At 57.8% G+C, this 24281-nt stretch carries 21 protein-coding genes and 3 pseudogenes; 22 read left to right on the top strand and 2 right to left on the bottom strand.

The window, feature by feature from the left end; translation table 11 throughout:
• The first annotated feature begins 8 nt into the window (after positions 1 to 8).
• From benA to thmT, 13 genes are all read left to right on the top strand, one after another.
• Positions 9 to 1364: a benzoate 1,2-dioxygenase large subunit gene (gene benA / locus NAV27_RS04425; RefSeq protein WP_045633694.1), complete on the top strand. Its 1356-nt coding sequence runs from the start codon at positions 9 to 11 to the stop codon at positions 1362 to 1364.
• A complete protein-coding gene (benB, locus tag NAV27_RS04420) occupies positions 1365 to 1853 on the top strand; it encodes a benzoate 1,2-dioxygenase small subunit (protein ID WP_045633695.1) in 489 nt (162 codons plus the stop codon).
• Between the two features lie 9 nt (positions 1854 to 1862).
• Positions 1863 to 2873 carry a benzoate 1,2-dioxygenase electron transfer component BenC gene (gene benC / locus NAV27_RS04415; protein WP_045633696.1) on the top strand — a complete coding sequence of 337 codons (1011 nt, stop codon included), beginning with the start codon at positions 1863 to 1865 and terminating at the stop codon, positions 2871 to 2873.
• A 114-nt stretch (positions 2874 to 2987) separates the two neighbouring features.
• Complete coding sequence (locus NAV27_RS04410; protein WP_045633697.1) at positions 2988 to 3764, top strand: 1,6-dihydroxycyclohexa-2,4-diene-1-carboxylate dehydrogenase; 777 nt, start codon at positions 2988 to 2990, stop codon at positions 3762 to 3764.
• A gap of 144 nt (positions 3765 to 3908) precedes the next feature.
• A complete protein-coding gene (locus tag NAV27_RS04405) occupies positions 3909 to 4247 on the top strand; it encodes a 2Fe-2S iron-sulfur cluster binding domain-containing protein (RefSeq protein WP_045633698.1) in 339 nt (112 codons plus the stop codon).
• A complete protein-coding gene (locus NAV27_RS04400; RefSeq protein WP_045633699.1) occupies positions 4244 to 5167 on the top strand; it encodes a catechol 2,3-dioxygenase in 924 nt (307 codons plus the stop codon). Before NAV27_RS04405 ends, NAV27_RS04400 begins: the two co-directional genes overlap by 4 nt.
• 34 nt (positions 5168 to 5201) lie before the next feature.
• Positions 5202 to 6662, top strand: a complete 1461-nt coding sequence (locus tag NAV27_RS04395) for a 2-hydroxymuconic semialdehyde dehydrogenase (RefSeq protein WP_045633700.1) — start codon at positions 5202 to 5204, stop codon at positions 6660 to 6662.
• A 10-nt stretch (positions 6663 to 6672) separates the two neighbouring features.
• Positions 6673 to 7521, top strand: coding sequence for an alpha/beta fold hydrolase (locus tag NAV27_RS04390; RefSeq protein ID WP_045633701.1), 849 nt, complete (start codon positions 6673 to 6675; stop codon positions 7519 to 7521).
• An 11-nt stretch (positions 7522 to 7532) separates the two neighbouring features.
• Positions 7533 to 8318: a 2-oxopent-4-enoate hydratase gene (dmpE, locus tag NAV27_RS04385; RefSeq protein ID WP_045633702.1), complete on the top strand. Its 786-nt coding sequence runs from the start codon at positions 7533 to 7535 to the stop codon at positions 8316 to 8318.
• 14 nt (positions 8319 to 8332) lie between these two features.
• Positions 8333 to 9256 carry an acetaldehyde dehydrogenase (acetylating) gene (locus NAV27_RS04380; RefSeq protein ID WP_045633703.1) on the top strand — a complete coding sequence of 308 codons (924 nt, stop codon included), beginning with the start codon at positions 8333 to 8335 and terminating at the stop codon, positions 9254 to 9256.
• 12 nt (positions 9257 to 9268) lie between these two features.
• Positions 9269 to 10309, top strand: a complete 1041-nt coding sequence (dmpG, locus tag NAV27_RS04375; RefSeq protein WP_045633704.1) for a 4-hydroxy-2-oxovalerate aldolase — start codon at positions 9269 to 9271, stop codon at positions 10307 to 10309.
• A complete protein-coding gene (gene dmpH / locus NAV27_RS04370; protein WP_045633705.1) occupies positions 10306 to 11100 on the top strand; it encodes a 2-oxo-3-hexenedioate decarboxylase in 795 nt (264 codons plus the stop codon). Before dmpG ends, dmpH begins: the two co-directional genes overlap by 4 nt.
• 48 nt (positions 11101 to 11148) lie before the next feature.
• On the top strand, positions 11149 to 11340 hold the full coding sequence (gene thmT, locus NAV27_RS04365; protein WP_004575912.1) for a 2-hydroxymuconate tautomerase: 192 nt from the start codon (positions 11149 to 11151) through the stop codon (positions 11338 to 11340).
• Positions 11341 to 11542: 202 nt separating this feature from the next.
• On the opposite strand, the gene xylS is transcribed toward thmT, so the two are convergent.
• Positions 11543 to 12508, bottom strand: a complete 966-nt coding sequence (gene xylS, locus NAV27_RS04360; RefSeq protein WP_045633706.1) for a XylDLEGF operon transcriptional activator XylS — start codon at positions 12506 to 12508, stop codon at positions 11543 to 11545.
• 460 nt (positions 12509 to 12968) lie between these two features.
• Here xylS and NAV27_RS04355 point away from each other — a divergent pair, with 460 nt between their 5' ends.
• Positions 12969 to 14723 (top strand): sigma-54-dependent Fis family transcriptional regulator, encoded by a 1755-nt coding sequence (locus NAV27_RS04355; RefSeq protein WP_256055289.1) that lies wholly within the window; start codon positions 12969 to 12971, stop codon positions 14721 to 14723.
• 64 nt (positions 14724 to 14787) lie between these two features.
• Positions 14788 to 15727: pseudogene (locus NAV27_RS04350) on the top strand (ISL3 family transposase); the annotation flags it as partial.
• Between the two features lie 161 nt (positions 15728 to 15888).
• Here the strand turns inward: NAV27_RS04350 and NAV27_RS04345 are convergent.
• Positions 15889 to 16926: an IS5 family transposase gene (locus tag NAV27_RS04345; protein WP_045633708.1), complete on the bottom strand. Its 1038-nt coding sequence runs from the start codon at positions 16924 to 16926 to the stop codon at positions 15889 to 15891.
• 60 nt (positions 16927 to 16986) lie between these two features.
• On the opposite strand from NAV27_RS04345, the pseudogene NAV27_RS19215 reads away from it, so the two are divergent.
• From NAV27_RS19215 to NAV27_RS04315, 7 genes and pseudogenes are all read left to right on the top strand, one after another.
• Positions 16987 to 17278: pseudogene (locus NAV27_RS19215) on the top strand (transposase); the annotation flags it as partial.
• 744 nt (positions 17279 to 18022) lie between these two features.
• Positions 18023 to 18421 (top strand): annotated as a pseudogene (locus NAV27_RS19190) (alcohol dehydrogenase catalytic domain-containing protein); the annotation flags it as partial.
• Between the two features lie 39 nt (positions 18422 to 18460).
• Positions 18461 to 19069: a zinc-binding dehydrogenase gene (locus tag NAV27_RS04335; RefSeq protein ID WP_232249139.1), complete on the top strand. Its 609-nt coding sequence runs from the start codon at positions 18461 to 18463 to the stop codon at positions 19067 to 19069.
• 31 nt (positions 19070 to 19100) lie between these two features.
• Positions 19101 to 20564, top strand: a complete 1464-nt coding sequence (locus NAV27_RS04330; RefSeq protein WP_045633709.1) for a benzaldehyde dehydrogenase — start codon at positions 19101 to 19103, stop codon at positions 20562 to 20564.
• 27 nt (positions 20565 to 20591) lie between these two features.
• A complete protein-coding gene (gene xylM, locus NAV27_RS04325; protein WP_088137674.1) occupies positions 20592 to 21701 on the top strand; it encodes a xylene monooxygenase subunit XylM in 1110 nt (369 codons plus the stop codon).
• A gap of 153 nt (positions 21702 to 21854) precedes the next feature.
• The gene (locus NAV27_RS04320; protein ID WP_045633710.1) at positions 21855 to 22904 is read left to right on the top strand and encodes a 2Fe-2S iron-sulfur cluster-binding protein; all 1050 of its coding nucleotides are present in this window, start codon (positions 21855 to 21857) and stop codon (positions 22902 to 22904) included.
• 195 nt (positions 22905 to 23099) lie between these two features.
• Positions 23100 to 24200, top strand: a complete 1101-nt coding sequence (locus NAV27_RS04315; protein ID WP_045633711.1) for an NAD(P)-dependent alcohol dehydrogenase — start codon at positions 23100 to 23102, stop codon at positions 24198 to 24200.
• Positions 24201 to 24281 lie beyond the last annotated feature (81 nt).

The raw sequence follows: 24281 nt of genomic DNA, 5'->3' as shown, positions 1-24281 counted from the left end.
CCATGACAATGCACCTGGGGCTCGACTATATAAATAGTCTCGTTGAAGAAGATGAGGATGAGGGCATCTACCGCTGCAAGCGCGAGATGTTCACCGACCCTCGGCTGTTCGATTTAGAGATGAAACACATCTTTGAGGGTAACTGGATTTATCTCGCCCACGAGAGCCAGATTCCCGAGAAGAACGACTATTACACCACGCAGATGGGCCGGCAGCCGATATTCATCACACGCAACAAAGATGGTGAGCTCAATGCCTTCATCAATGCCTGCAGTCACCGCGGCGCCACGCTCTGTCGCTTTAGGAGTGGAAACAAGGCCACCCACACCTGCTCGTTCCACGGCTGGACCTTCAGCAATTCGGGCAAGCTGCTCAAGGTCAAAGACCCCAAGGGCGCCGGCTATCCGGACAGCTTCGACTGTGACGGCTCGCACGACCTGAAGAAAGTTGCGCGCTTTGCTTCCTACCGCGGATTTCTATTCGGCAGCCTGCGCGAGGACGTCGCCCCGTTGGAAGAGTTCCTCGGCGAGTCGAGGAAGGTCATCGACATGGTCGTCGACCAGTCGCCCGAAGGTCTGGAAGTGCTGCGCGGTTCCAGTACCTATGTTTACGAAGGCAACTGGAAAGTGCAGGTCGAGAACGGTGCCGACGGCTACCACGTCAGTACTGTTCACTGGAACTACGCCGCCACCCAGCAGCAGCGCAAGCTAAGAGAAGCGGGCGATGATATTCGCGCCATGAGCGCCAGTAGCTGGGGCGGGGATGGCGGCGGTTTCTACTCCTTTGAAAACGGCCACCAGATGGTCTGGGCACGCTGGGGTGACCCGAAAAACCGCCCGCTGTTCGCCGAGCGAGATCGCTTAGCCAGCGAGTTTGGTGAAGCCCGTGCCGACTGGATGATCGGCGTCTCCCGCAACCTCTGCCTCTACCCGAACCTCTACCTGATGGACCAGTTCGGCTCGCAGTTGCGTATCACCCGTCCGCTGTCGGTGGATAGAACCGAAATCACCATCTACTGCATCGCGCCCAAAGGCGAAAGCGCCGAGGCGCGTGCCCGCCGTGTCCGTCAGTACGAGGACTTCTTCAATGTCAGCGGCATGGCCACCCCGGACGACCTGGAGGAATTCCGCGCCTGCCAGGAGGGCTTCGCCGGCGGGGGGATGAACGACATGTCCCGTGGCGCCAAACACTGGATCGAGGGGCCGGACGAGGGCGCGAAGGAGATCGATCTGCATCCGAAGCTGAGCGGTGTCCGCTCGGAAGACGAAGGCCTGTTCGTCATGCAGCACAAGTACTGGCAACAGCAGATGATCAAGGCCGTCAAGGCAGAACAGGATCGGCTGATCCATGCGGAGGGCGTGTAAATGACTATCTCCTACGAAGCCGTGCGCGATTTCCTTTACCGCGAAGCACGCTACCTCGACGACAAGCAGTGGGAAAGCTGGCTGGAAATGTACGCGCCGGACGCCACTTTCTGGATGCCGGCCTGGGACGACCGCGACCAATTGACCGAAGACCCGCAGAGCCAGATCTCGCTGATTTGGTACGGCAATCGCGGTGGCCTAGAGGATCGGGTGTTCCGCATCAAGACCGAGCGCTCCAGTGCCACCATTCCGGACACCCGAACCAGCCACAACATCAGCAATCTGGAGCTGCTCGAGCAGTCCGGCGGCTTCTGTAAGCTGCGCTACAACTGGCACACCATGAGTTATCGGTACAAGACGGTGGACCACTTCTTTGGCACCAACTTCTGCACCCTCGACACATGTGGCGAGACCCCGCTGATTAAGGCCAAGAAGGTCGTGCTGAAGAACGACTACATCCGCCAAGTTATCGATGTATACCACGTCTGAGGTGCCGCCATGACACACAAGGTTGCACTGAACTTCGAAGACGGCGTCACTCGTTTCATCGATGCTAATGCTGGCGAGACTGTTGCTGATGCAGCCTACCGCCAAGGCATCAATTTACCCCTGGACTGCCGAGACGGTGCATGCGGCGCCTGCAAATGCTTCGCCGAGAGCGGCCGCTACAGCCTCGGCGAGGAGTATATCGAGGATGCACTTAGCGAAGCCGAAGCCGAGCAGGGCTACGTGCTGACCTGCCAGATGCGCGCCGAAAGCGACTGCGTGATTCGCGTTCCGGCCGCCTCGGACATCTGCAAGACCCAGCAGGCCAGCTATCAGGCAGCGATCAGCAATGTGCGGCAGCTCTCCGAGAGCACCATTGTTCTGTCGATCAAGGGCGAATCGCTGAACCAGCTGGCCTTCCTGCCAGGGCAGTACGTCAATCTGCAGGTGCCCGGCAGCGACCAGACCCGCGCCTATTCCTTCAGCTCGTTGCAGAAGGATGGCGAAGTCAGCTTCCTGATCCGCAACGTGCCGGGCGGGCTGATGAGCAGCTTCCTGACCAGCCTCGCCAAGGTCGGCGATAGCGTCAGTCTGGCTGGACCGCTGGGCGCGTTCTATCTGCGCGAGATCAAGCGGCCGCTGCTGTTGCTGGCGGGCGGTACCGGCCTAGCGCCGTTCACCGCGATGCTGGAGAAGATCGCCGAGCAGGGCGGCGAGCACCCGCTCCATCTGATCTACGGCGTCACCCATGACCACGACCTGGTTGAAATGGACAAGCTAGAGGCATTCGCCGCGCGCATTCCCAACTTCAGCTACAGCGCCTGCGTCGCCAGCCCAGACAGCGCCTATCCGCAAAAGGGCTATGTGACCCAGTACATCGAGCCCAAACACCTCAACGGCGGTGAGGTAGATATCTACCTTTGCGGTCCGCCACCGATGGTCGAGGCGGTCAGTCAGTACATCCGGGCACAGGGCATCCAGCCGGCCAATTTCTATTATGAGAAGTTCGCCGCCAGCGCCTAGAGGCTCCTTTGGTCCGCTTACTAGGTGAGCGGGCCTGTTTTATTCGGGCAGTAGGGCCCAGGTTCTCTGCGAACTTTCCCAAATTGCATCCGGGCTACACAACCGAGGTGGTTCATGAACAAACGTTTCCAGGGCAAGGTTGCCGTTATCACCGGCGCCGCCCAGGGCATCGGTCGCCGCGTGGCCGAACGGATGGCGGCCGAAGGCGGTCGGCTGCTGCTGGTCGACCGTTCCGAGCTAATACATGAGCTGGCCGACGAACTGGTCGGAGTCGCTGAGGTGCTGACCCTGACCGCCGACCTTGAGCAGTTCGCCGAGTGCCAACGGGTGATGGCGGCGGCGCTCGAGCGCTTCGGTCGTCTGGATATTCTGATCAACAACGTTGGCGGCACCATTTGGGCTAAGCCATTCGAGCATTACCAGGAACGCGAGATCGAGGCCGAAGTGCGGCGTTCACTGTTTCCTACCCTATGGTGCTGCCACGCCGCGCTGGCGCCCATGATCGAGCAGGGCAGTGGCGCCATCGTAAATGTTTCCTCCGTTGCCACGCGCGGGATCCATCGCGTGCCTTACGGCGCGGCGAAGGGTGGCGTTAACGCCCTTACCGCCTGTCTGGCCTTTGAAACCGCCGAGCGCGGCATCCGCGTCAACGCCACCGCACCGGGTGGCACCGAGGCGCCGCCACGGCGGATTCCGCGCAATAGCGCCGAGCCGAGTGAGCAGGAGAAGGTCTGGTACCAGCAGATCGTCGACCAGTCCCTCGACAGCAGCCTTATGAAACGCTACGGAAGCATTGACGAGCAGGTCGAGGCAATTCTGTTCCTTGCTTCTGACGCCGCCTCCTACATCACCGGTATAACTCTTCCGGTGGCAGGGGGAGACCTCGGCTGACCCTTATGTCTGGTTAAGAAGAGAAATCGACATGCGAAGAAGCAACGTACATAAGACCCCTGAGGCTCATTTTCGGGGTTATGGCGGCATCACCCAGAGCTGTTGGGGGATACTTCCGTCATGTTTAGTGTATCTGGGATGAATATGAACAGTGCCGGCTACGAGGTGTTCGAAGTGCTAAGCGGCCAGTCATTCCGCTGTGCGGAGGGCCAGTCGGTACTGCGCGCCATGGAAGCCCAGGGCAAACGCTGCATTCCGGTGGGCTGTCGCGGCGGCGGTTGCGGCCTTTGTAGAGTGCGGGTGCTCAGCGGAGCCTACCGGAGCGGACGCATGAGCCGCGGTCACGTGCCGGCCAAGGCCGCCGCCGAAGGCCTGGCCCTGGCCTGTCAAGTGTTTCCGCAAACCGACTTGACCATCGAGTACTTTCGCCACGTTGGCGGAAACAAACCTGACAACAAGAACTATGAAGAGGTGACGTCATGAACAAAGGTGTAATGCGACCGGGCCATGTGCAGCTGCGTGTACTGGACATGAGCAAGGCCCTGGAACACTACGTCGAGTTGCTGGGCCTGATCGAGATGGACCGTGACGACCAGGGCCGTGTCTATCTGAAGGCTTGGACCGAAGTGGATAAGTTTTCCCTGGTGCTACGCGAGGCTGACGAGCCGGGCATGGATTTTATGGGTTTCAAGGTTGTGGATGAGGATGCTCTCCGGCAACTGGAGCGGGATCTGATGGCATATGGCTGTGCCGTTGAGCAGCTACCCGCAGGTGAACTGAACAGTTGTGGCCGGCGCGTGCGCTTCCAGGCACCTTCCGGGCATCACTTCGAGTTGTATGCAGACAAGGAATATACTGGAAAGTGGGGTGTGAATGAGGTCAATCCCGAGGCATGGCCGCGCGATCTGAAAGGTATGGCGGCTGTGCGTTTCGACCACGCCCTCATGTATGGCGACGAATTGCCGGCGACCTATGACCTGTTCACCAAGGTGCTCGGCTTCTATCTGGCCGAACAGGTGCTGGACGAAAATGGCACGCGCGTCGCCCAGTTCCTCAGTCTGTCGACCAAGGCCCACGACGTGGCCTTCATTCACCATCCGGAAAAAGGCCGCCTCCATCATGTGTCCTTCCACCTCGATACCTGGGAAGACTTGCTTCGCGCCGCCGACCTGATCTCCATGACCGATACCTCTATCGACATCGGCCCAACCCGCCACGGCCTCACTCACGGCAAGACCATCTACTTCTTCGACCCGTCCGGTAACCGCAACGAAGTGTTCTGCGGGGGAGATTACAACTACCCGGACCACAAACCGGTGACCTGGACCACCGACCAGCTGGGCAAGGCGATCTTTTACCACGACCGCATTCTCAACGAACGATTCATGACCGTGCTGACCTGATGGTCCGGTTCGACTTATTGCAGAGATTGCGCAGATGAAAGAAATCAAGCATTTCATTGGCGGTGCCTTCGTCGGTTCGGCCAGCGGCAAGCTGTTCGACAATGTCAGCCCGGCCAACGGCCAGGTGATTGGCCGCGTCCACGAGGCCGGCCGCGCCGAGGTCGACGCTGCGGTCAAAGCTGCCCGTGCCGCGCTGAAGGGACCCTGGGGGAAGATGACGGTGGCCGAGCGCGCTGAGATTCTGCATCGCGTGGCCGATGGCATCACGGCGCGCTTCGACGAGTTTCTCGAGGCCGAATGCCTCGACACCGGCAAGCCCAAATCCCTGGCCAGCCACATCGACATTCCGCGCGGCGCGGCCAATTTCAAGGTGTTCGCCGACCTGCTCAAGAATGTTGCCAATGAAGCCTTCGAGATGGCCACCCCGGACGGCGCCGGTGCACTCAACTACGGCGTGCGCCGGCCCAAGGGGGTGATCGGGGTGATCAGCCCGTGGAACCTGCCGCTGCTGCTGATGACCTGGAAAGTCGGCCCGGCCCTGGCCTGCGGCAACTGCGTGGTGGTCAAACCATCCGAGGAAACCCCGCTGACCGCCACCCTGCTCGGCGAGGTGATGCAGGCCGCCGGTGTGCCGGCCGGCGTGTACAACGTGGTGCACGGTTTCGGCGGCGATTCGGCCGGGGCCTTCCTCACCGAGCACCCGGACGTCGACGCCTACACCTTCACCGGCGAGACCGGCACCGGCGAAACCATCATGCGCGCCGCGGCCAAGGGCGTGCGCCAGGTGTCGCTGGAGCTGGGCGGCAAGAACGCCGGCATCGTCTTCGCCGACTGTGACCTGGACAAGGCCATCGAGGGCACCCTGCGCTCGGCCTTCGCCAACTGCGGCCAGGTCTGCCTGGGCACCGAGCGGGTGTATGTCGAGCGGCCGATCTTCGACGCGTTCGTCGCCCGCCTGAAGGCCGGCGCCGAAGCGTTGAAGATCGGCGAACCGAACGATCCAGAGGCCAATTTCGGCCCGCTGATCAGCCACAAGCACCGTGAAAAAGTCCTCAGTTACTACCAGCAGGCAGTCGACGACGGCGCCACCGTTGTCACCGGCGGCGGCGTGCCGGAGATGCCGGCGCACCTGGCCGGCGGCGCCTGGGTGCAGCCGACTATCTGGACCGGCCTGGCCGACGATTCGGCGGTGGTCACCGAGGAAATCTTCGGCCCCTGCTGCCATATCCGCCCGTTCGACAGCGAGGAGGAAGCCATTGAACTGGCCAACAGCCTGCCTTACGGCCTGGCCTCGGCGATCTGGACCGAGAACGCTTCGCGCGCCCACCGCGTCGCCGGGCAGATTGAGGCCGGCATCGTCTGGGTCAACAGCTGGTTCCTGCGCGACCTGCGCACCGCCTTCGGCGGCAGCAAGCAGTCGGGCATCGGGCGCGAAGGGGGTGTGCACTCGCTGGAGTTCTACACCGAGCTGAAAAACATCTGTGTGAAACTTTGAGGACCTGGTCATGAACGCACCGCAGCAAAGCCCTGAAATCGGTCGCGAAATCCTCGCCGCCGGCTACCGCACCAACCTGCATGATCAGGGCGAAGGCTTCCCGGCTCTGCTGATCCACGGCTCCGGCCCCGGCGTCACCGCCTGGGCCAACTGGCGCGGGATCATTCCGCAGCTGGCGCAGACGCGCCGGGTGATCGCCCCGGACATGCTCGGCTTCGGCTACAGCGAACGTCCGGCCGATGGCAAGTACAGCCAGGCGCGCTGGGTCGAGCATGCCATCGGCGTGCTCGACGCCCTCGGCATCCAGCAGGCCGACATCGTCGGCAACTCGTTCGGCGGCGGGCTGGCACTGGCACTGGCCATCCGTCACCCCGAGCGTGTGCGCCGGCTGGTGCTGATGGGCAGCGTCGGTGTGTCTTTCCCCATCACCGCAGGACTGGAAACAGCCTGGGGCTACACGCCGTCGCTGGCCAACATGCGCAGGCTGCTCGATCTGTTCGCCCACGACCGCACCCTGGTCAACGACGAGCTGGCCGAGCTGCGCTACCAGGCCAGCATCCGCCCCGGCTTTCAGGAGTCGTTCGCCGCGATGTTCCCGCCGCCACGGCAGAACGGAGTCGACGATCTGGCCAGCAACGAGACCGATATCCGCGCCCTGCCCAACGAAACCCTGGTCATCCACGGCCGCGAGGATCGGATCATCCCGCTGCAGGCTTCGCTGACCCTCGCGCAGTGGATTCCCAACGCCCAGCTACACGTGTTCGGCCAGTGCGGCCACTGGACCCAGATCGAACACGCCGAGCGTTTCGCCCGCTTGGTCGAGAATTTCCTCGCCGAGGCCGACGCCCTCCATTCCTGAGAGAGACCGATATGGACAAGACATTGATCAACGAACTCGGCGACGAGCTCTACCAGGCGATGGTCCAGCGCGAGACCGTCACGCCGCTGACCAGCCGCGGCTTCGACATCAGCGTCGAGGACGCCTACCACATTTCCCTGCGCATGCTGGAACGGCGCCTGGCCGCCGGCGAGCGGGTGATCGGCAAGAAGATCGGCGTCACCAGCAAGGCCGTGCAGAACATGCTCGGCGTGCACCAGCCGGACTTCGGCTACCTCACCGATGCCATGGTCTACAACAGCGGCGAAGCCATGCCGATCAGCGAGAAGCTGATCCAGCCGCGCGCCGAGGGCGAGATCGCCTTCATCCTCAAGAAGGACCTGATGGGGCCGGGCGTGACCAACGCCGACGTGCTGGCTGCCACCGAATGCGTGATCCCCTGCTTCGAAGTGGTCGATTCGCGCATCCAGGACTGGAAGATCAAGATCCAGGACACCGTGGCGGACAACGCCTCCTGCGGGCTGTTCGTGCTCGGCGACCAGGCCGTCTCACCGCGCCAGGTCGATCTGGTCACCTGCGGCATGCTGGTCGAGAAGAACGGCCAGCTGCTCTCCACCGGCGCTGGAGCGGCTGCGCTCGGCTCGCCGGTCAATTGCGTCGCCTGGTTGGCCAACACCCTCGGCCACTTCGGCATCGGCCTGAAGGCCGGCGAAGTGATCCTGTCCGGCTCGCTGGTTCCGCTGGAACCGGTCAAGGCCGGTGATTTCATGCGCGTCGAGATCGGCGGCATCGGCAGCGCCTCCGTGCGCTTCATCTGATCGAGGACAGCCTGATGAACAAGAAACTCAAAGCGGCGATTATCGGCCCGGGCAATATCGGCACGGATCTGGTGATGAAGATGCTGCGTTCCGAGTGGATCGAGCCGGTCTGGATGGTCGGCATCGACCCCGAGTCCGACGGCCTCAAGCGCGCCCGCGAGTTCGGCCTGAAGACCACCGCCGAAGGCGTCGACGGCCTGCTGCCGCACGTGCTCGACGACGATATCCGCATCGCCTTCGATGCCACTTCCGCCTATGTACATGCCGAGAACAGCCGCAAGCTCAACGAGCTGGGCGTGCTGATGGTCGACCTGACCCCGGCCGCCATCGGCCCGTACTGCGTGCCGCCGGTGAACCTCAAGCAGCACGTCGGCACGCTGGAAATGAACGTCAACATGGTCACCTGCGGTGGCCAGGCCACCATCCCGATGGTCGCCGCGGTATCGCGCGTGCAGCCGGTGGCCTATGGCGAGATCGTCGCCACCGTGTCCTCGCGCTCCATCGGCCCGGGCACCCGCAAGAACATCGACGAGTTCACCCGCACCACCGCCGGTGCCATCGAGCAGGTCGGCGGGGCCAAGGAAGGTAAGGCGATCATCGTCGTCAACCCGGCCGAGCCGCCGCTGATGATGCGCGACACCATCCACTGCCTGACCGAAACCGAACCGGACCAGGGTGCGATCACCGCATCGGTCCACGCGATGATCGCCGAGGTGCAGAAGTACGTGCCCGGCTACCGGCTGAAGAATGGCCCGGTATTCGACGGCAACCGCGTCTCGATCTTCATGGAGGTCGAGGGCCTGGGCGACTACCTGCCCAAGTACGCCGGCAACCTCGACATCATGACCGCCGCCGCCCTGCGCACCGGCGAGATGTTCGCCGAGGAAATCGCCGCCGGCACCATTCAACTGCCACGTCGTGAAGCGGCACTGGCCTAAAGGAGTCGCACCATGAATCTGCAAGGCAAGAACGTCACCCTGCACGACATGAGCCTGCGCGACGGCATGCACGCCAAGCGCCACCAGATCAGCCTCGAGCAGATGATCGCGGTCGCCACCGGCCTCGACGCTGCCGGCATGCCACTGATCGAGATCACCCACGGCGACGGCCTCGGCGGTCGCTCGATCAACTACGGTTTCCCCGCGCACAGCGACGAGGAATACCTGCGTGCGGTGATCCCGCGCCTCAAGCAGGCCAAGGTATCCGCCCTGCTGCTGCCAGGCATCGGCACGGTCGACCACCTGAAGATGGCGCTCGACTGTGGCGTCTCCACCATTCGAGTGGCCACGCATTGCACCGAGGCCGATGTCTCCGAGCAGCACATCGGCATGTCACGCAAGCTGGGCGCCGATACCGTAGGCTTCCTGATGATGGCGCACATGATCAGCGCGGAAAAAGTGCTGGAGCAGGCGCGGCTGATGGAAAGCTACGGCGCCAACTGCATCTATTGCACCGACTCCGCCGGCTACATGCTGCCCGATGAAGTCAGCGAGAAGATCGGCCTGCTGCGCGCCGAGCTGAACCCGGCCACCGAGATCGGCTTCCACGGCCACCACAACATGGGCATGGCCATCGCCAATTCGCTGGCCGCCATCGAAGCCGGTGCCTCACGCATCGACGGCTCGGTCGCCGGTCTCGGCGCCGGTGCCGGCAACACCCCGCTGGAAGTCTTCGTCGCGGTGTGCAAGCGCATGGGCGTGGAAACCGGCATCGACCTCTACAAGATCATGGACGTCGCCGAGGACCTGGTGGTGCCGATGATGGATCAGCCGATCCGCGTCGACCGCGATGCGCTGACCCTGGGCTATGCCGGGGTGTACAGCTCGTTCCTGCTGTTTGCCCAGCGCGCCGAGAAGAAGTACGGCATACCGGCCCGCGACATTCTGGTCGAGCTGGGGCGCCGCGGCACCGTCGGTGGCCAGGAAGACATGATCGAGGACCTCGCCCTGGATATGTCCCGGGCCCGCCAGAACCAGAAGGTGAGCGCATGAACCGTACCCTCAGCCCCGAGCAGGTGCTGGCCCTGGCCGAGCACATCGAGAACGCCGAACTGCAGGCCCATGACATCCACAAGGTCACCAACGACTATCCCGAGATGACCTTCGCCGATGCCTACGACATCCAGTGGGAAATCCGCCGGCGCAAGGAGGAGCGCGACAACAAGATCGTCGGCCTGAAGATGGGCCTGACCTCATGGGCGAAGATGGCACAGATGGGCGTGGAGACGCCGATCTACGGCTTTCTCGCCGACTACTTCAGCGTGCCCGACGGCGGCACGGTGGAGTGTTCCAAGCTGATCCACCCCAAGATCGAGGCGGAAATCGCGGTGGTCACCAAGGCACCGCTGGTGGGGCCTGGTTGCCATATCGGCGACGTGATCGCCGCGGTCGACTACGTGATCCCCACCGTCGAGGTGATCGACTCACGCTACGAGAACTTCAAGTTCGACCTGATCAGCGTGGTGGCCGACAACGCCTCCTCGACCCGCTATATCACCGGCGGTCGCATGGCCAGCCTGGAGGATGTCGACCTGCGCACTCTTGGCGTGGTGATGGAGAAGAACGGCGAGGTGGTGGAACTCGGTGCCGGTGCCGCGGTGCTCGGCCATCCGCTGTCCAGCGTGGCGATGCTCGCCAACCTGCTGGCCGAGCGCGGCGAGCACATACCGGCCGGCACCTTCATCATGACCGGCGGCATCACCGCCGCCGTCGCAGTAGCGCCGGGCGACAACATCACCGTGCGCTACCAGGGGCTTGGCAGCGTCTCCGCGCGCTTCGTCTGAGCCATCCGGCCGCCCTGCCCGGGCGGCCTCTTCTTCAGGAGGCACACCATGCCTATTGCCCAGATCCACATCCTTGAAGGCCGCAGCGACGAGCAGAAGGAAACCCTCATTCGGGAAGTCAGCGAGGCCATCTCGCGCTCCCTGGATGCGCCGCTGACCAGCGTACGAGTGATCATAACCGAGATGCCCAAAGGCCACTTCGGCATCGGCGGCGAACTGGCCAGCAAGGTCAGACGCTGAAAGTGGAGATGCGCAAAGGCATTTCGGGTCGAAAAACCCGACCTGGACTGGCAGGCGGCCACAAAGAGCGCGGGCAAACGCCGGCACAGCAGCGCTATGCAGCTATCGCCAGTGGAGTTTGAGAAACGCTATTTCAGAGCTTGGAGAGTGTCTAAGAAAGCCGGGGCGATTCAACCCATCCCTTCTTCGGCTACGTTCGTAATCAAGCCACTTCCTTTTTGCATTGACGCAGGGTGTCGGAAGGCAACTCGCCGAACGCGTTCCTATAGTTTTCAGCGAAACGTCCCAAATGTAAGAAGCCGTAGTCTAGGGCTATCTCAGTTATACTACGCACATTTGCACTGGGATCGCTCAAGCAGGCGCGGATGCTTTCGAGCTTGCGGTTGCGTATGTAGTTCTTCGGCGTGGTGCCGGCATGCTTCTCGAACAAATTGTAGAGCGAGCGTGGACTCATCATCGCCAGCTCCGCTAACCGCTCAAGGCTGATATTCCGTTTGAGATTCTCCTCAATGAATTGAACGACTCGCTCGAAAGACGGGTTACCTTTGCTGAAAATTTCACGGCTGACATTGCTGCCCAGCATTTCGAGCAGCTTGGAAGCGATGATCCCCGCATAGTGCTCTTGGACCCGAGGCATCGACTTTGTATGTTCCGCTTCGTCACAAACTAACCCGAGTAGATTGATAAAGCCATCGAGTTGCTGGAGATTGTGTCGCGCGGCGAAACGGATACCCTCCCTCGGCTTGTGCCAATTGTTGTCACTGCATGCCCGATCAAGGACCACTGAGGGCAATTTAACGATAAATTTCTCGCAATCTTCTGAATAGGTCAGGTCGGCTTGGTCATCCGGATTGAGCAGCAATAGTTCGCCCGGCGAAAAATAGTGCTCCTGGCCATGGCCACGCCACAGGCAATGGCCTTTGAGTATTATTTGCAGATGATAACAGGTCTCTAATCCAGGCGAGATTACCCTCACGCTACCGCCGTAGCTGATTCGACACAGGTCGAGGCATCCGAAGATTCTGTGGTGCAGCCTGCCTGCCGGGCGCCCGCCCTTGGGCAGGCGAATAGAGTGCGTACCGACATACTGGTTAACATAATCGGAGACTGCATAGGGCTCGGCGTGGACGAAGATCTGACTTTTCTCGTTCAATAAGCAAAAATCCATAGCTCACGGTTCTCTTATTTTAATGTGGGCTGCTTGGTGTGATGTAGAAAGGCGCCAGGTCGATGAAAATGCATCTCGACGTGATGCGTATACGGGTTACCCCCATTGCCACGTTGCGCCATCCTTTTTGCAATCAGTGACCACTTTGCCAAGCAAAAATAATGCCAAGCAGAACGAAAACGTTCTTTTTAAGAAGCGAGAACACCAGAAAACATTCAGTTCGTGCTGTCGGGGCATACGGCGACGAATTGGCGGATAAAGGGATCGGCGTTGAGGTGGATTTCAGTTAATCAATTGGTTAATTTTTCAGGACCACCTAAGCAAATGCTAAAGTGGCAAATGGAATGCTGAGCCGGCAAGCCGGCAAGCACAGGCCTTGACGTTGCAAGGTAGTCATGACCGCAGTGAGCCACTGATGTGCTGCGGGGCGGATCATCCCGATAAAAACAAGAGAAAAACAATGTCGCTTATATACAAACCCAAGATGCAGCATGAGGATATGCAAGACCTTAGCAGCCAGATCCGTTTCGTTGCCGCCGAAGGCAAGATCTGGCTGGGAGAGCAGCGCATGCTGCTAATGCAGCTATCTACGCTGGCCAGCTTCCGCCGCGAAATTATCAGCTTGATCGGCATCGAGCGGGCCAAGGGTTTCTTCCTGCGGTTGGGCTATCAGTCCGGCCTGATGGATGCCGAGCTGGCACGCAAGCTGCGGCCGGCCATGCGCGAGGAGGAGGTGTTCCTGGCTGGGCCTCAATTGTACGCGCTCAAGGGGATGGTCAAAGTACGCTTGCTGACGATGGATATCGCCATCCGGGACGGACGTTTCAACGTGGAGGCCGAGTGGATTGATTCCTTTGAAGTGGATATCTGCCGAACTGAGCTGGGCCTGATGAATGAGCCCGTCTGCTGGACGGTGCTAGGCTATGCTAGCGGCTATGGTTCGGCATTCATGGGCCGCAGAATCATTTTCCAGGAAACTAGCTGTCGCGGGTGCGGTGACGATAAATGCCTTATCGTAGGCAAGACCGCAGAAGAGTGGGGCGATGTCAGCAGTTTCGAAGCCTACTTCAAAAGCGACCCGATCGTAGACGAGCGCTACGAGCTGCAGACCCAGGTTGCCAACCTGCGCAACCGCCTGAAGCAGTACGATGGGCAGTATTACGGCATTGGCCATTCGCCAGCCTACAAGCGCATCTGTGAGACCATCGACAAGGCTGCACGCGGCAAGGTTTCGGTTCTGCTACTGGGTGAGACTGGGGTGGGCAAGGAGGTAATCGCGCGCAGCGTGCATTTGCGCAGTGAGCGCGCAGAGCAACCCTTCGTCGCGGTGAACTGTGCGGCAATTCCGCCGGATCTGATCGAGTCGGAACTGTTTGGTGTCGATAAGGGCGCCTATACGGGCGCGGTCAATGCACGCGCTGGACGTTTTGAACGGGCCAACGGCGGCACCATCTTTCTTGATGAGGTGATCGAATTGACGCCGAGGGCTCAGGCCACCCTGCTACGGGTATTGCAGGAAGGAGAGCTAGAGCGGGTCGGCGGCGACCGCACGCGAAAGGTCGACGTGAGGTTAATCACCGCAACAAACGAGAACCTGGAAGAGGCGGTCAAGATGGGGCGCTTTCGCGCAGACCTGTTCTTTCGGTTGAATGTTTTTCCCGTGCATATCCCGCCGTTGCGCGAGCGCGTGGAAGATATCCCGCTGCTGGTCGAGCATTTTCTTAGAAGGCACCATAAGGAATACGGCAAGAAGACTCTTGGCCTGTCTGATCGAGCGATGGAGGCCTGCCTCCACTACCAATGGCCAGGCAATATCCGCGAGCTGGAGAACGCCCTTGAGCGCGGGGTGATTCTCACCGAGAGCAACGAAAGCATCAATGTCGAGTCGCTGTTCCCCGGGTTGGCGATGGCTACCGAAGGCGACAGGCTATCAAGCGAGGGCCGGTTGGAGGAGGAGTCCGGTGACAGTTGGTTTAGGCAAATTATCGACCAGGGCGTCAGTCTCGAGGATCTCGAGGCGGGTTTAATGCGCACGGCCATGGACCGTTGTGGGCAGAATATCTCACAGGCGGCGCGGTTGCTGGGATTGACCCGCCCGGCAATGGCCTATCGACTTAAGAAGCTTATCTGTGAAAGCAACGGGCCGATAGCTGCCTTGCGCCAGGTTTGGGCCTTTCTAAGGTCCTTCGCGGATTCTGGGGAAAGAGCGAGTTGACAGGCAGGGGAGTGGGTAAATTGGCAGTCGCTCAACATCCCAACCCCCACACCTTGCTGTCGCCGTGCATCCTATTGATCTTGCCGCTTTCTGGCCAGGCTACGACGTTGTCGCCTCTCGCCCCGTAGCTGAAAATACCCTGCTGATCGAGCTCGAACCCCAGGCCACGCGAGTGCCCCGGCGTGGGCGCTGTCTAGAGCCCTGTCCGTTGATTCACGAACGGCGTCTACGCCACGTGCGTGACCGCGACCTGCTGGATCAGCGGGTGCTGCTCCAATTCAATTATTCAATTGCCCGTGCGTCGCGTCGACTGCCTGCGTTGTTGTGGGCGGGTGACCGAACGGATCCATTGGCTGGAGCCGGCTTCCCGCCTGACTCGACGTTTGCAAGCCTGGCTCGAGGGCTTGTTGCGGATACTGCCCATGAGCCACGTCAGCAAATTCACCGGCGTGCATTGGCACACCCTCAAGGCCCTCGACAAACGCCGTCTGGAAGCGGAGGCAGGCGCCATCGAGCCGGGCGACGTCCGGCGCCTGGGGATGGGCGAGTTCGCCCTGGACAAGCGCCATCGCTACGCCACGGTGATCATGGATGCGGAGCGAACACGCGTGCTGTGGGTCGGCCACGGCACCAGTCGCCAGGCGATTCGCCCATTCTTCGAGTGGCCCGGTGAGCATTGCCAGCACATCGAGGCGGTCGCCATGGACATGAACACCGCTTTCGACCTGGAAGTGAAGCGGCACTGCCCTCAAGCCGAAGTGGTGTACGACCTGTTCCATGTGGTGGCGCGCTACGGTCGTGAGGTGATCGACCGTATCCTCGTCGACCAGGCCAACCTCCTGCGCGATGACAAACCAGCGCGCAAGGTGGTCAAGCGCAGCCGCTGGCTGCTGCTACGCAACGCTGCGAACCTCAAGGACGGCCAAGCCGTGCAGTTGCAGGAGTTGCTCGCCGCCAACCAGCCGTTGGCTACGGTCTATCTGCTCAAGGACGCACTGAAGGGCACCTCGAATAACGCGAGGTTTTCAGTGAATCCGACCGCCAAATGATGGCCATGATCGAATTCGGTTCGATTTCTGCGGCGAATCACCGCTTTCCTGGGCGGTGTCGCCCCGTTTTTCTTCCGAATCGCCCTCTGCAGCGGCGATTCGGCCCACTCCGGGCGTCAGAAGGCCTTGATTCCCGCCTTCTGGAAGTACACCAGCCGCTTCAAGTTGTAGCAGGCCGCCATCATCGTCATCGCAAAGTTCGCGCGCCCCTGTCCGATGGTACGGATCAACTTGCCGCCCATCTGCTCGATGCTCGCGAACACGTGCTCCACTCGGGCACGCGTCTTGGCGATGCGGTGGTTGCGCCGTTGCTGACACTCGGAAAGGGGCTTGTTGCGGTACCCCTTCCTCTGGATCTGATTACGATAGCCGTGATCCTTGAGCCAGCCCTCCCGGTCTGCGCTGGTGTAGCCTCGGTCCGCATAGACATCGCGGCTCGTGTTGCTCCGGTCGATGAGCGCATCGAAGTGCTTGCTGTCATGGACGCTGGCCGTATCAGTCTCGAATTTGCGGATGATCTTGTACTTCTTGTCCACGTTGATCGAGAGCTTGTAACCGAAGTGGTTCTTGCCGTGCTTCTGTGTCCAGGTGGCATCCGTATCCTTCTGGCGCCGTTTGGCCGGCTTCCAGTCAGCCGGCATCGCGCCTTCCCTGACCAGCTTGTTCTCCTCACGGCTGTTACGTTGCTTGGGAGCAGGCACCAGCGTGGCATCGACGATTTGGCCGCCGCGGGCGATGAATCCGTGCCGGAGCAGTTGGGCCGTGACACCGTCGAACAGGACCTTCGCGCCGGCGTCGCCGATGCGGTTCTCGAACGTCCACACGGTCGTTCGATCCGGAATATTGACCGCGCTGGCCAACCCGCAGAATCGCTTGTAGCTCATCCGGTCAAGCAACTGGTACTCCATCTGTTCATCCGACAGGTTGTACAGCCGCTTGAGCACCAGAATCCGCACCATCGTCTCCGTCGGATACGGCGGGCGACCGCCTTGCGGACTCACCGGACGCGGCGCTACCCGATCGACTTCCGCCGCAAGTGCCGCAAAATCGATGTACGACTCGATCTCGGCCAGCGGATCTCCAAGCGTGTCGATCTTCTTCCGATGATGTTCGTCAGCGAACAGGTCCGTCTTGATGGCAGTGCGCTTCTTCATGGCTGGTGTCAGAGAACGAAATCAGGACAACGCAATTTTACCAATCGCAGGGGGGCCGAGGTTTTTCGAAGTGCCCTGAAGGAAGTCTGCTACGCCCCGAGCGTATGGGAAGGCTGGCAACGCTGGCGGGCCTGGCTACGGCATGCCCGTGACAGGGGCTTAGCGCTTCGCCAAAAACCTCAGGCGCTATATCCGCGGCATCCTCGCCAGCGCCCGTTTTCCCATGCATACCAGCCTGCTGGAGGGCGTGAACAACCGAATCAAGGTGATCAAGCGCATGGCCTATGGTTTCCGGGGCTCGGACTACTTCTTCCTGAAAGTCAAGGCTGCCTTCCCCGGGAAAGCGCGATGAACCTTTTTTATCGCTGCCTTGATCAAATCGACAGGTGGTTATGCGCGATTGATGATTTGCTCAAATACAGCCAGCGTGCTGTAGATTTTCTCTCATACCCCCCCCCCTTTCTTTTTTACAAAGAAAATCAATAATTTAGATGAAATAAGGGGATCGGTATAAGCAATGGCATGGCGGTTGCTAGCTATACGAGACTTAAAATAAAAATAGTGGTGACCCTTCAATGTTGTATTTTCTCAACTCTGTTCAGATTGGTTGCTTTCGCCATGTATATCCTCAAAGCGGGCCAGCCGTAGCCGTTACGCCTGGAGTCTGTGACGCTGGCCTAGTGCTTTCTGAGGGCGAGCCCAAGCAGGCTAGCCCGACCACCAATTTTGGTGAGGCCAAGGTCATTGGCGTGCGTGCGACTTTGCGCACCATTTTCGTCGCAGTTATCGGCTTCATCTCTCGTGATAGGGGTCATAGATGCCAGTCCAACGGTGCGGCTGCATCAATCTTCAATCTCATCGCTAACCTCAACCGACTATATGCCCAGGTCTGCAACGATATATCCAGCCTGTCGCGCATTCGCTCGAGCCTTAGTCATCTACCGCAGTCACAGCTGCAGCGACATTACTAACTAGTCGTGTCGATCTCGGAAGCTATGCGTTTGTTGCCGAGAACTTGGCTGCATGTGATGCATTAAGTGATTTGATATCGCCGTCCTTGCTACCTATAACATTTGACGTCTACATAGGTGATTCAATGCTCGCGATAAGGAAAACTAAAGCAGGGCCAGGAGGGCTATCTGTCGATGATGTGGCCGCCCCTAAAGAGGCCCACAGTACTGACGTGCTGGTGAAAGTTGAAGCGGCCGGTATCTGTGGTACTGACTTGTTGATCTATAAATGGGGCGAGTTCGCCAAAAGAATGAAACTCCCCACTATCTTGGGTCATGAAGTTAGCGGGGTGATTGAACAGGTCGGATCTGACGTTAAAGGTCTAAGGCCTGGGATGCGCGTCAGTCTGGAGAGTCATCTCCCTTGTGGAACGTGCTACACGTGTCGACGCGGTTGGGCGCATGTTTGTCCTAAGACGCGGTATCCGGGGGTCGACTTTGATGGAGGCTTCGCGTCTTTCGTTGTGGTTCCGGAAAGCGTGTGTTGGCCGGTGCCGTGCGGAATTCCTCCGCTCCAGGCGGCAATGATGGAGCCGTTCGGGCTTGCGGTGCATGCAAGTCTGGAGGGTTCTGGGGTTTCGGGATTGAATGTTCTTGTTTCTGGTTGCGGTCCGATCGGACTTATGAACATTGCAGCCGCCAAAGCACTGGGAGCAAGCAAGGTCATTGCAACTGACATTCATCCTCTGCGCCTCACTGCAGCAGCCAAAATGGGGGCGGATGAATGCATTAATGCAACTGAAGAGAGCGTTTATAAGACTGTGCGTTCGCTGCTCGGTGAGAGGGGAGTAGATGTTGCAATTGACTATTCTGGGCAAGCAGCGGCGTTAAAGGAGCTTATTCAATCCATCACCCATGGTGGTGAGTTGCGACTGATGGGCGTCCCGTCACATGATATTTTGCTCAACTTAGAGGAGTGGCTTTTCAAAGGCCTTATTGTACGTGGCCTGCATGGCAGGCGTCTGTATGAAACATGGGAGCGTTCAACTAGCTTACTGGTTACAGGGCGTGTTGATTTGTCTTCGCTCGTATCGCATCGATTGCCACTATCGGCGGCAGAGGATGCGTTCGAAATGGCCCTAAATGGTCAGTCCTTGAAAATCCTGTTTGAGCCCAATGGCACATGTATCTAATTTATAATTTTGAAGTTAAGGAGGCATAATTATGCGGGAAACAAAAGAGCAGCCTATCTGGTACGGGAAGGTGTTTAGTTCTAATTGGGTGGAGGCGCGGGGAGGTGTTGCCAATGTTGTCGACCCGTCCAATGGAGATATTCTTGGCATTACGGGCGTTGCTAACGGCGAAGATGTCGATGCTGCTGTGAACGCAGCTAAGAGAGCGCAAAAGGAATGGGCCGCAATATCATTTAGTGAAAGAGCCGCCATTGTCCGCAAGGCTGCCGAAAAACTAAAGGAGCGCGAACATGAGTTCGCCGATTGGAACGTGCGGGAATGCGGCGCAATTCGTCCGAAGGGCTTATGGGAGGCCGGAATTGCGTATGAGCAAATGCATCAAGCTGCGGGTTTAGCTTCTTTGCCTAACGGTACGTTGTTTCCATCGGCAGTTCCAGGGCGCATGAATCTTTGTCAGCGCGTTCCAGTTGGCGTGGTCGGTGTAATTGCACCTTGGAATTTCCCGTTGTTTTTAGCAATGCGTTCGGTAGCACCAGCCTTAGCGTTGGGTAATGCGGTGATCTTAAAGCCCGACCTTCAGACTGCTGTCACCGGGGGGGCGCTCATTGCCGAGATCTTTTCCGACGCTGGCATGCCGGACGGTGTTCTTCACGTTCTTCCTGGTGGAGCGGACGTAGGAGAGTCAATGGTTGCGAACTCCGGAATTAACATGATTTCTTTTACCGGGTCCACACAGGTGGGCCGGTTGATCGGAGAGAAATGCGGGAGAATGCTGAAAAAGGTTGCGCTTGAACTGGGTGGTAACAATGTCCACATCGTGTTGCCTGACGCCGATTTAGATGGGGCTGTCAGCTGCGCTGCTTGGGGTACGTTCTTGCATCAGGGCCAAGTGTGCATGGCCGCCGGACGTCATTTAGTACATAGGGACGTTGCTCAGCAATATGCAGAGAAACTGGCGCTACGTGCGAAGAACTTAGTGGTGGGGGATCCAAACTCGGATCGAGTGCATCTCGGCCCACTTATCAATGATAAACAGGTAGTTCGCGTCCACGCGCTCGTCGAATCTGCACAAAGCGCCGGTGCTAAGGTTTTGGCGGGAGGTACATATCAAGATCGCTACTACCAAGCTACCGTAATCATGGATGTGAAGCCGGAGATGGAGGTTTTCAAATCTGAAATTTTCGGCCCGGTGGCTCCGATCACTGTATTTGACAGTATTGAAGAGGCGATTGAATTAGCAAACTGTTCGGAGTATGGGTTGGCCGCATCTATCCATACTAGGGCGTTGGCGACTGGTCTAGACATCGCAAAGCGTCTAAATACCGGTATGGTCCATATTAATGACCAGCCAATTAACTGTGAGCCGCATGTTCCCTTCGGAGGAATGGGTGCCTCGGGTAGCGGAGGCCGGTTTGGCGGACCTGCAAGTATTGAAGAATTTACTCAATCTCAATGGATTAGTATGGTTGAGAAGCCAGCTAATTACCCATTCTGAGTCGACAATAATAAAGTAGGAGGATATATGGACACGCTTCGTTATTACCTGATTCCTGTTGTTACTGCTTGCGGGCTGATCGGATTTTACTATGGTGGCTATTGGGTTTGGCTTGGGGCGGCAACATTCCCTGCACTGATGGTGCTTGATGTCATTTTACCGAAGGATTTTTCGTCCAGAAAGGTCAGTCCCTTTTTCGCAGACCTTACCCAGTATTTGCAGTTACCGTTAATGATCGGTCTATATGGGCTCCTTGTCTTTGGAGTTGAAAACGGGCGTATCGAACTTAGTGAGCCGTTACAAGTGGCAGGGTGCATTCTTTCTTTGGCTTGGCTTAGTGGTGTGCCAACTCTTCCGGTTTCGCATGAGTTGATGCATCGTCGCCACTGGTTGCCTCGGAAGATGGCGCAGCTATTGGCTACGTTTTATGGTGATCCGAACCGAGACATTGCCCATGTCAACACGCATCACCTTTACTTAGATACGCCTCTCGATAGCGATACTCCGTACCGTGGTCAGACAATTTACAGTTTCGTGATCAGTGCGACAGTTGGTTCCGTCAAAGATGCGATAAAGATTGAGGCTGAAACTTTACGTAGAAAAGGACAGTCACCGTGGAATTTGTCAAACAAAACATATCAATATGTCGCACTCCTGCTCGCTCTGCCTGGCCTGGTTGCTTATCTGGGCGGGCCAGCATTAGGGTTGGTTACGATTGCTTCGATGATTATTGCGAAAGGGATAGTCGAGGGTTTTAATTACTTTCAGCACTATGGTTTAGTACGCGATCTAGATCAGCCTATCCTCCTGCACCACGCGTGGAATCATATGGGAACAATTGTGCGCCCGCTGGGTTGCGAAATTACTAACCATATCAATCATCATATTGACGGCTATACACGGTTCTATGAGTTGCGTCCGGAAAAAGAAGCCCCGCAGATGCCTTCGCTCTTTGTGTGTTTCCTTCTAGGGCTTATTCCGCCTCTTTGGTTCGCTCTCATTGCAAAACCAAAGTTGAGAGACTGGGACCAGCGGTACGCAACTCCAGGTGAGCGCGAACTGGCTATGGCTGCAAATAAAAAAGCGGGATGGCCACTGTGGTGTGAAAGTGAACTGGGTCGGGTGGCTAGCATTTGATAATACAGGCAGTCTAAACCGTTTCGACTGAGACCGTAGATAAGCGAAGAGCGAACGAACTCTACGGTCTCTTTTTGAAAAAAACGTTCCAAATGGGACAAAGTTTCCGTTTTTTCTAATTAACAGGCGTCTAACTGAGCGATGGGTTTATGAATGAGTTTTTTTAAGAAAATCTCTGGTTTATTTTTGCCGCCTCGGGAATCTACCGTTTCAGTTAGAGGGCAGGGGTTTCAGTTTAAGGTGCCACGCGGGCAAACCATTCTGGAAAGCGCTCTGCATCAAGGAATTGCCTTTCCGCATGATTGCAAAGTCGGATCTTGTGGGACATGTAAATATAAACTGATATCTGGCAGGGTGAATGAGTTGACATCTTCTGCTATGGGTCTGAGTGGCGATCTGTATCAGTCCGGCTATCGTTTGGGTTGTCAATGCATACCAAAAGAAGATCTCGAGATAGAGCTAGACACAGTGCTCGGGCAGGCGTTAGTTCCAATAGAAACGAGTGCCTTGATTAGTAAGCAGAAACGGCTGGCGCACGATATAATCGAGATGGAAGTAGTGCCCGATAAGCAGATAGCCTTCTACCCCGGCCAGTATGCAGATGTAGAATGTGCAGAATGCTCTGCTGTAAGGAGTTATTCTTTTTCCGCTCCGCCCCAACCTGACGGCTCCCTGAGCTTCCATGTTCGCCTTGTCCCAGGTGGAGTTTTCAGTGGTTGGCTATTTGGTGGCGATCGTACGGGAGCGACACTAACCCTGCGAGCGCCTTATGGACAGTTCGGGCTCCATGAGAGCAATGCGACGATGGTCTGCGTAGCCGGCGGAACGGGGCTTGCTCCAATTAAATGTGTTTTGCAGAGCATGACCCAGGCCCAGCGAGAGCGTGATGTGTTGTTGTTCTTTGGAGCTCGTCAACAACGTGACCTATATTGCCTCGACGAAATAGAAGCGCTGCAACTCGATTGGGGTGGGCGCTTCGAGCTTATTCCAGTTTTGTCCGAAGAGTCTTCTACGTCGTCATGGAAAGGGAAACGTGGCATGGTAACCGAGTATTTTAAGGAGTACCTCACGGGGCAGCCTTATGAAGGATACCTTTGCGGGCCGCCCCCTATGGTGGACGCTGCCGAGACCGAGCTCGTTCGACTTGGTGTTGCGCGGGAATTAGTGTTTGCGGACCGTTTTTATAATAGACCTCCTTGCTAGCAGTAGCAGAAGTTTACAAGTTTAACTGTGGTTCGATGCATAGTCGAGCTTACGGGTATTCGAGCTAATCGGTAAATTTATGATTGGAATCGTCTTTCGGCAAAAAATTGATGGCGGTGAGATAAATAGGTTGTTGTCCAAAAGTTGGTAAATATCGGTTTATAGCTTTAGTCTGGAATAAAGAAGGAGATGGAAATGGAAATCAAAGCGGCAATAGTTCGCCAAAAAAATGGCCCGTTCTTACTTGAGCATGTAGCTCTTAATGAGCCAGCTGAAGATCAGGTTCTCGTTAGATTGGTTGCAACCGGGCTGTGTCATACGGATCTGGTTTGTCGCGATCAGCATTATCCGGTTCCACTACCGATGGTATTTGGGCATGAAGGGGCTGGTGTGGTTGAGCGTGTTGGGTCCGCGGTCAAAAAGGTTAAGCCGGGCGATCATGTTGTTTTGACATTTTATACCTGCGGGAGCTGTGATGCTTGTCTTTCCGGAGACCCTACTAGTTGTGCAAACTCATTTGGCCCTAACTTTATGGGGCGCTCGGTAACCGGGGAGTGCACCATCCACGATCACCAAGGGGCAGAGGTGGGAGCAAGCTTTTTTGGGCAGTCCTCCTTTGCGACATATGCGCTATCTTATGAACGCAACACTGTGAAGGTTACAAAAGACGTACCGCTTGAGTTGCTTGGGCCTCTTGGTTGTGGCATTCAAACTGGCGCAGGGTCTGTTCTGAATGCGCTTAATCCGCCAGCGGGTTCTGCTATCGCAATTTTTGGTGCTGGGGCAGTTGGTCTTTCGGCCGTGATGGCTGCCGTTGTAGCAGGTTGTACCACCATCATCGCTGTCGACGTTAAGGAAAACCGGCTGGAACTAGCCAGTGAACTTGGGGCGACGCACATTATTAACCCGGCCGCTAACGATCCCATTGTGGCGATCAAAGAGATATTCGCTGACGGTGTTCCGTATGTATTGGAGACTAGCGGTTTGCCCGCCGTGCTTACGCAGGCGATCCACAGCTCTGCTATAGGCGGTGAGATCGGTATTGTAGGTGCGCCACCTATGGGGGCCACAGTTCCCGTTGACATTAACTTCCTGCTATTCAATCGTAAGCTTCGTGGAATCGTTGAGGGTCAGTCGATCTCGGATATTTTCATTCCCAGGCTGGTGGAGCTTTATCGTCAGGGGAAGTTTCCGTTTGACAAGCTGATTAAGTTTTATCCTTTTGATGAAATCAATCGAGCCGCCGAAGATTCGGAAAAAGGCGTGACGCTTAAGCCGGTACTCCGGATTGGTTGACGCGTGCTGGTAGAAATGCGCGGCCCGTGCGGAACTTTTCCAACGTAGCGTAGAGAATGTGTTGTTCGATGTTGTTTTCCC

The sequence above is a fragment of the Stutzerimonas degradans genome, from assembly GCF_024448505.1.
Taxonomy (GTDB): Bacteria; Pseudomonadota; Gammaproteobacteria; order Pseudomonadales; family Pseudomonadaceae; genus Stutzerimonas; species Stutzerimonas degradans.
This window is presented reverse-complemented; position numbering and strand designations above follow the sequence as displayed.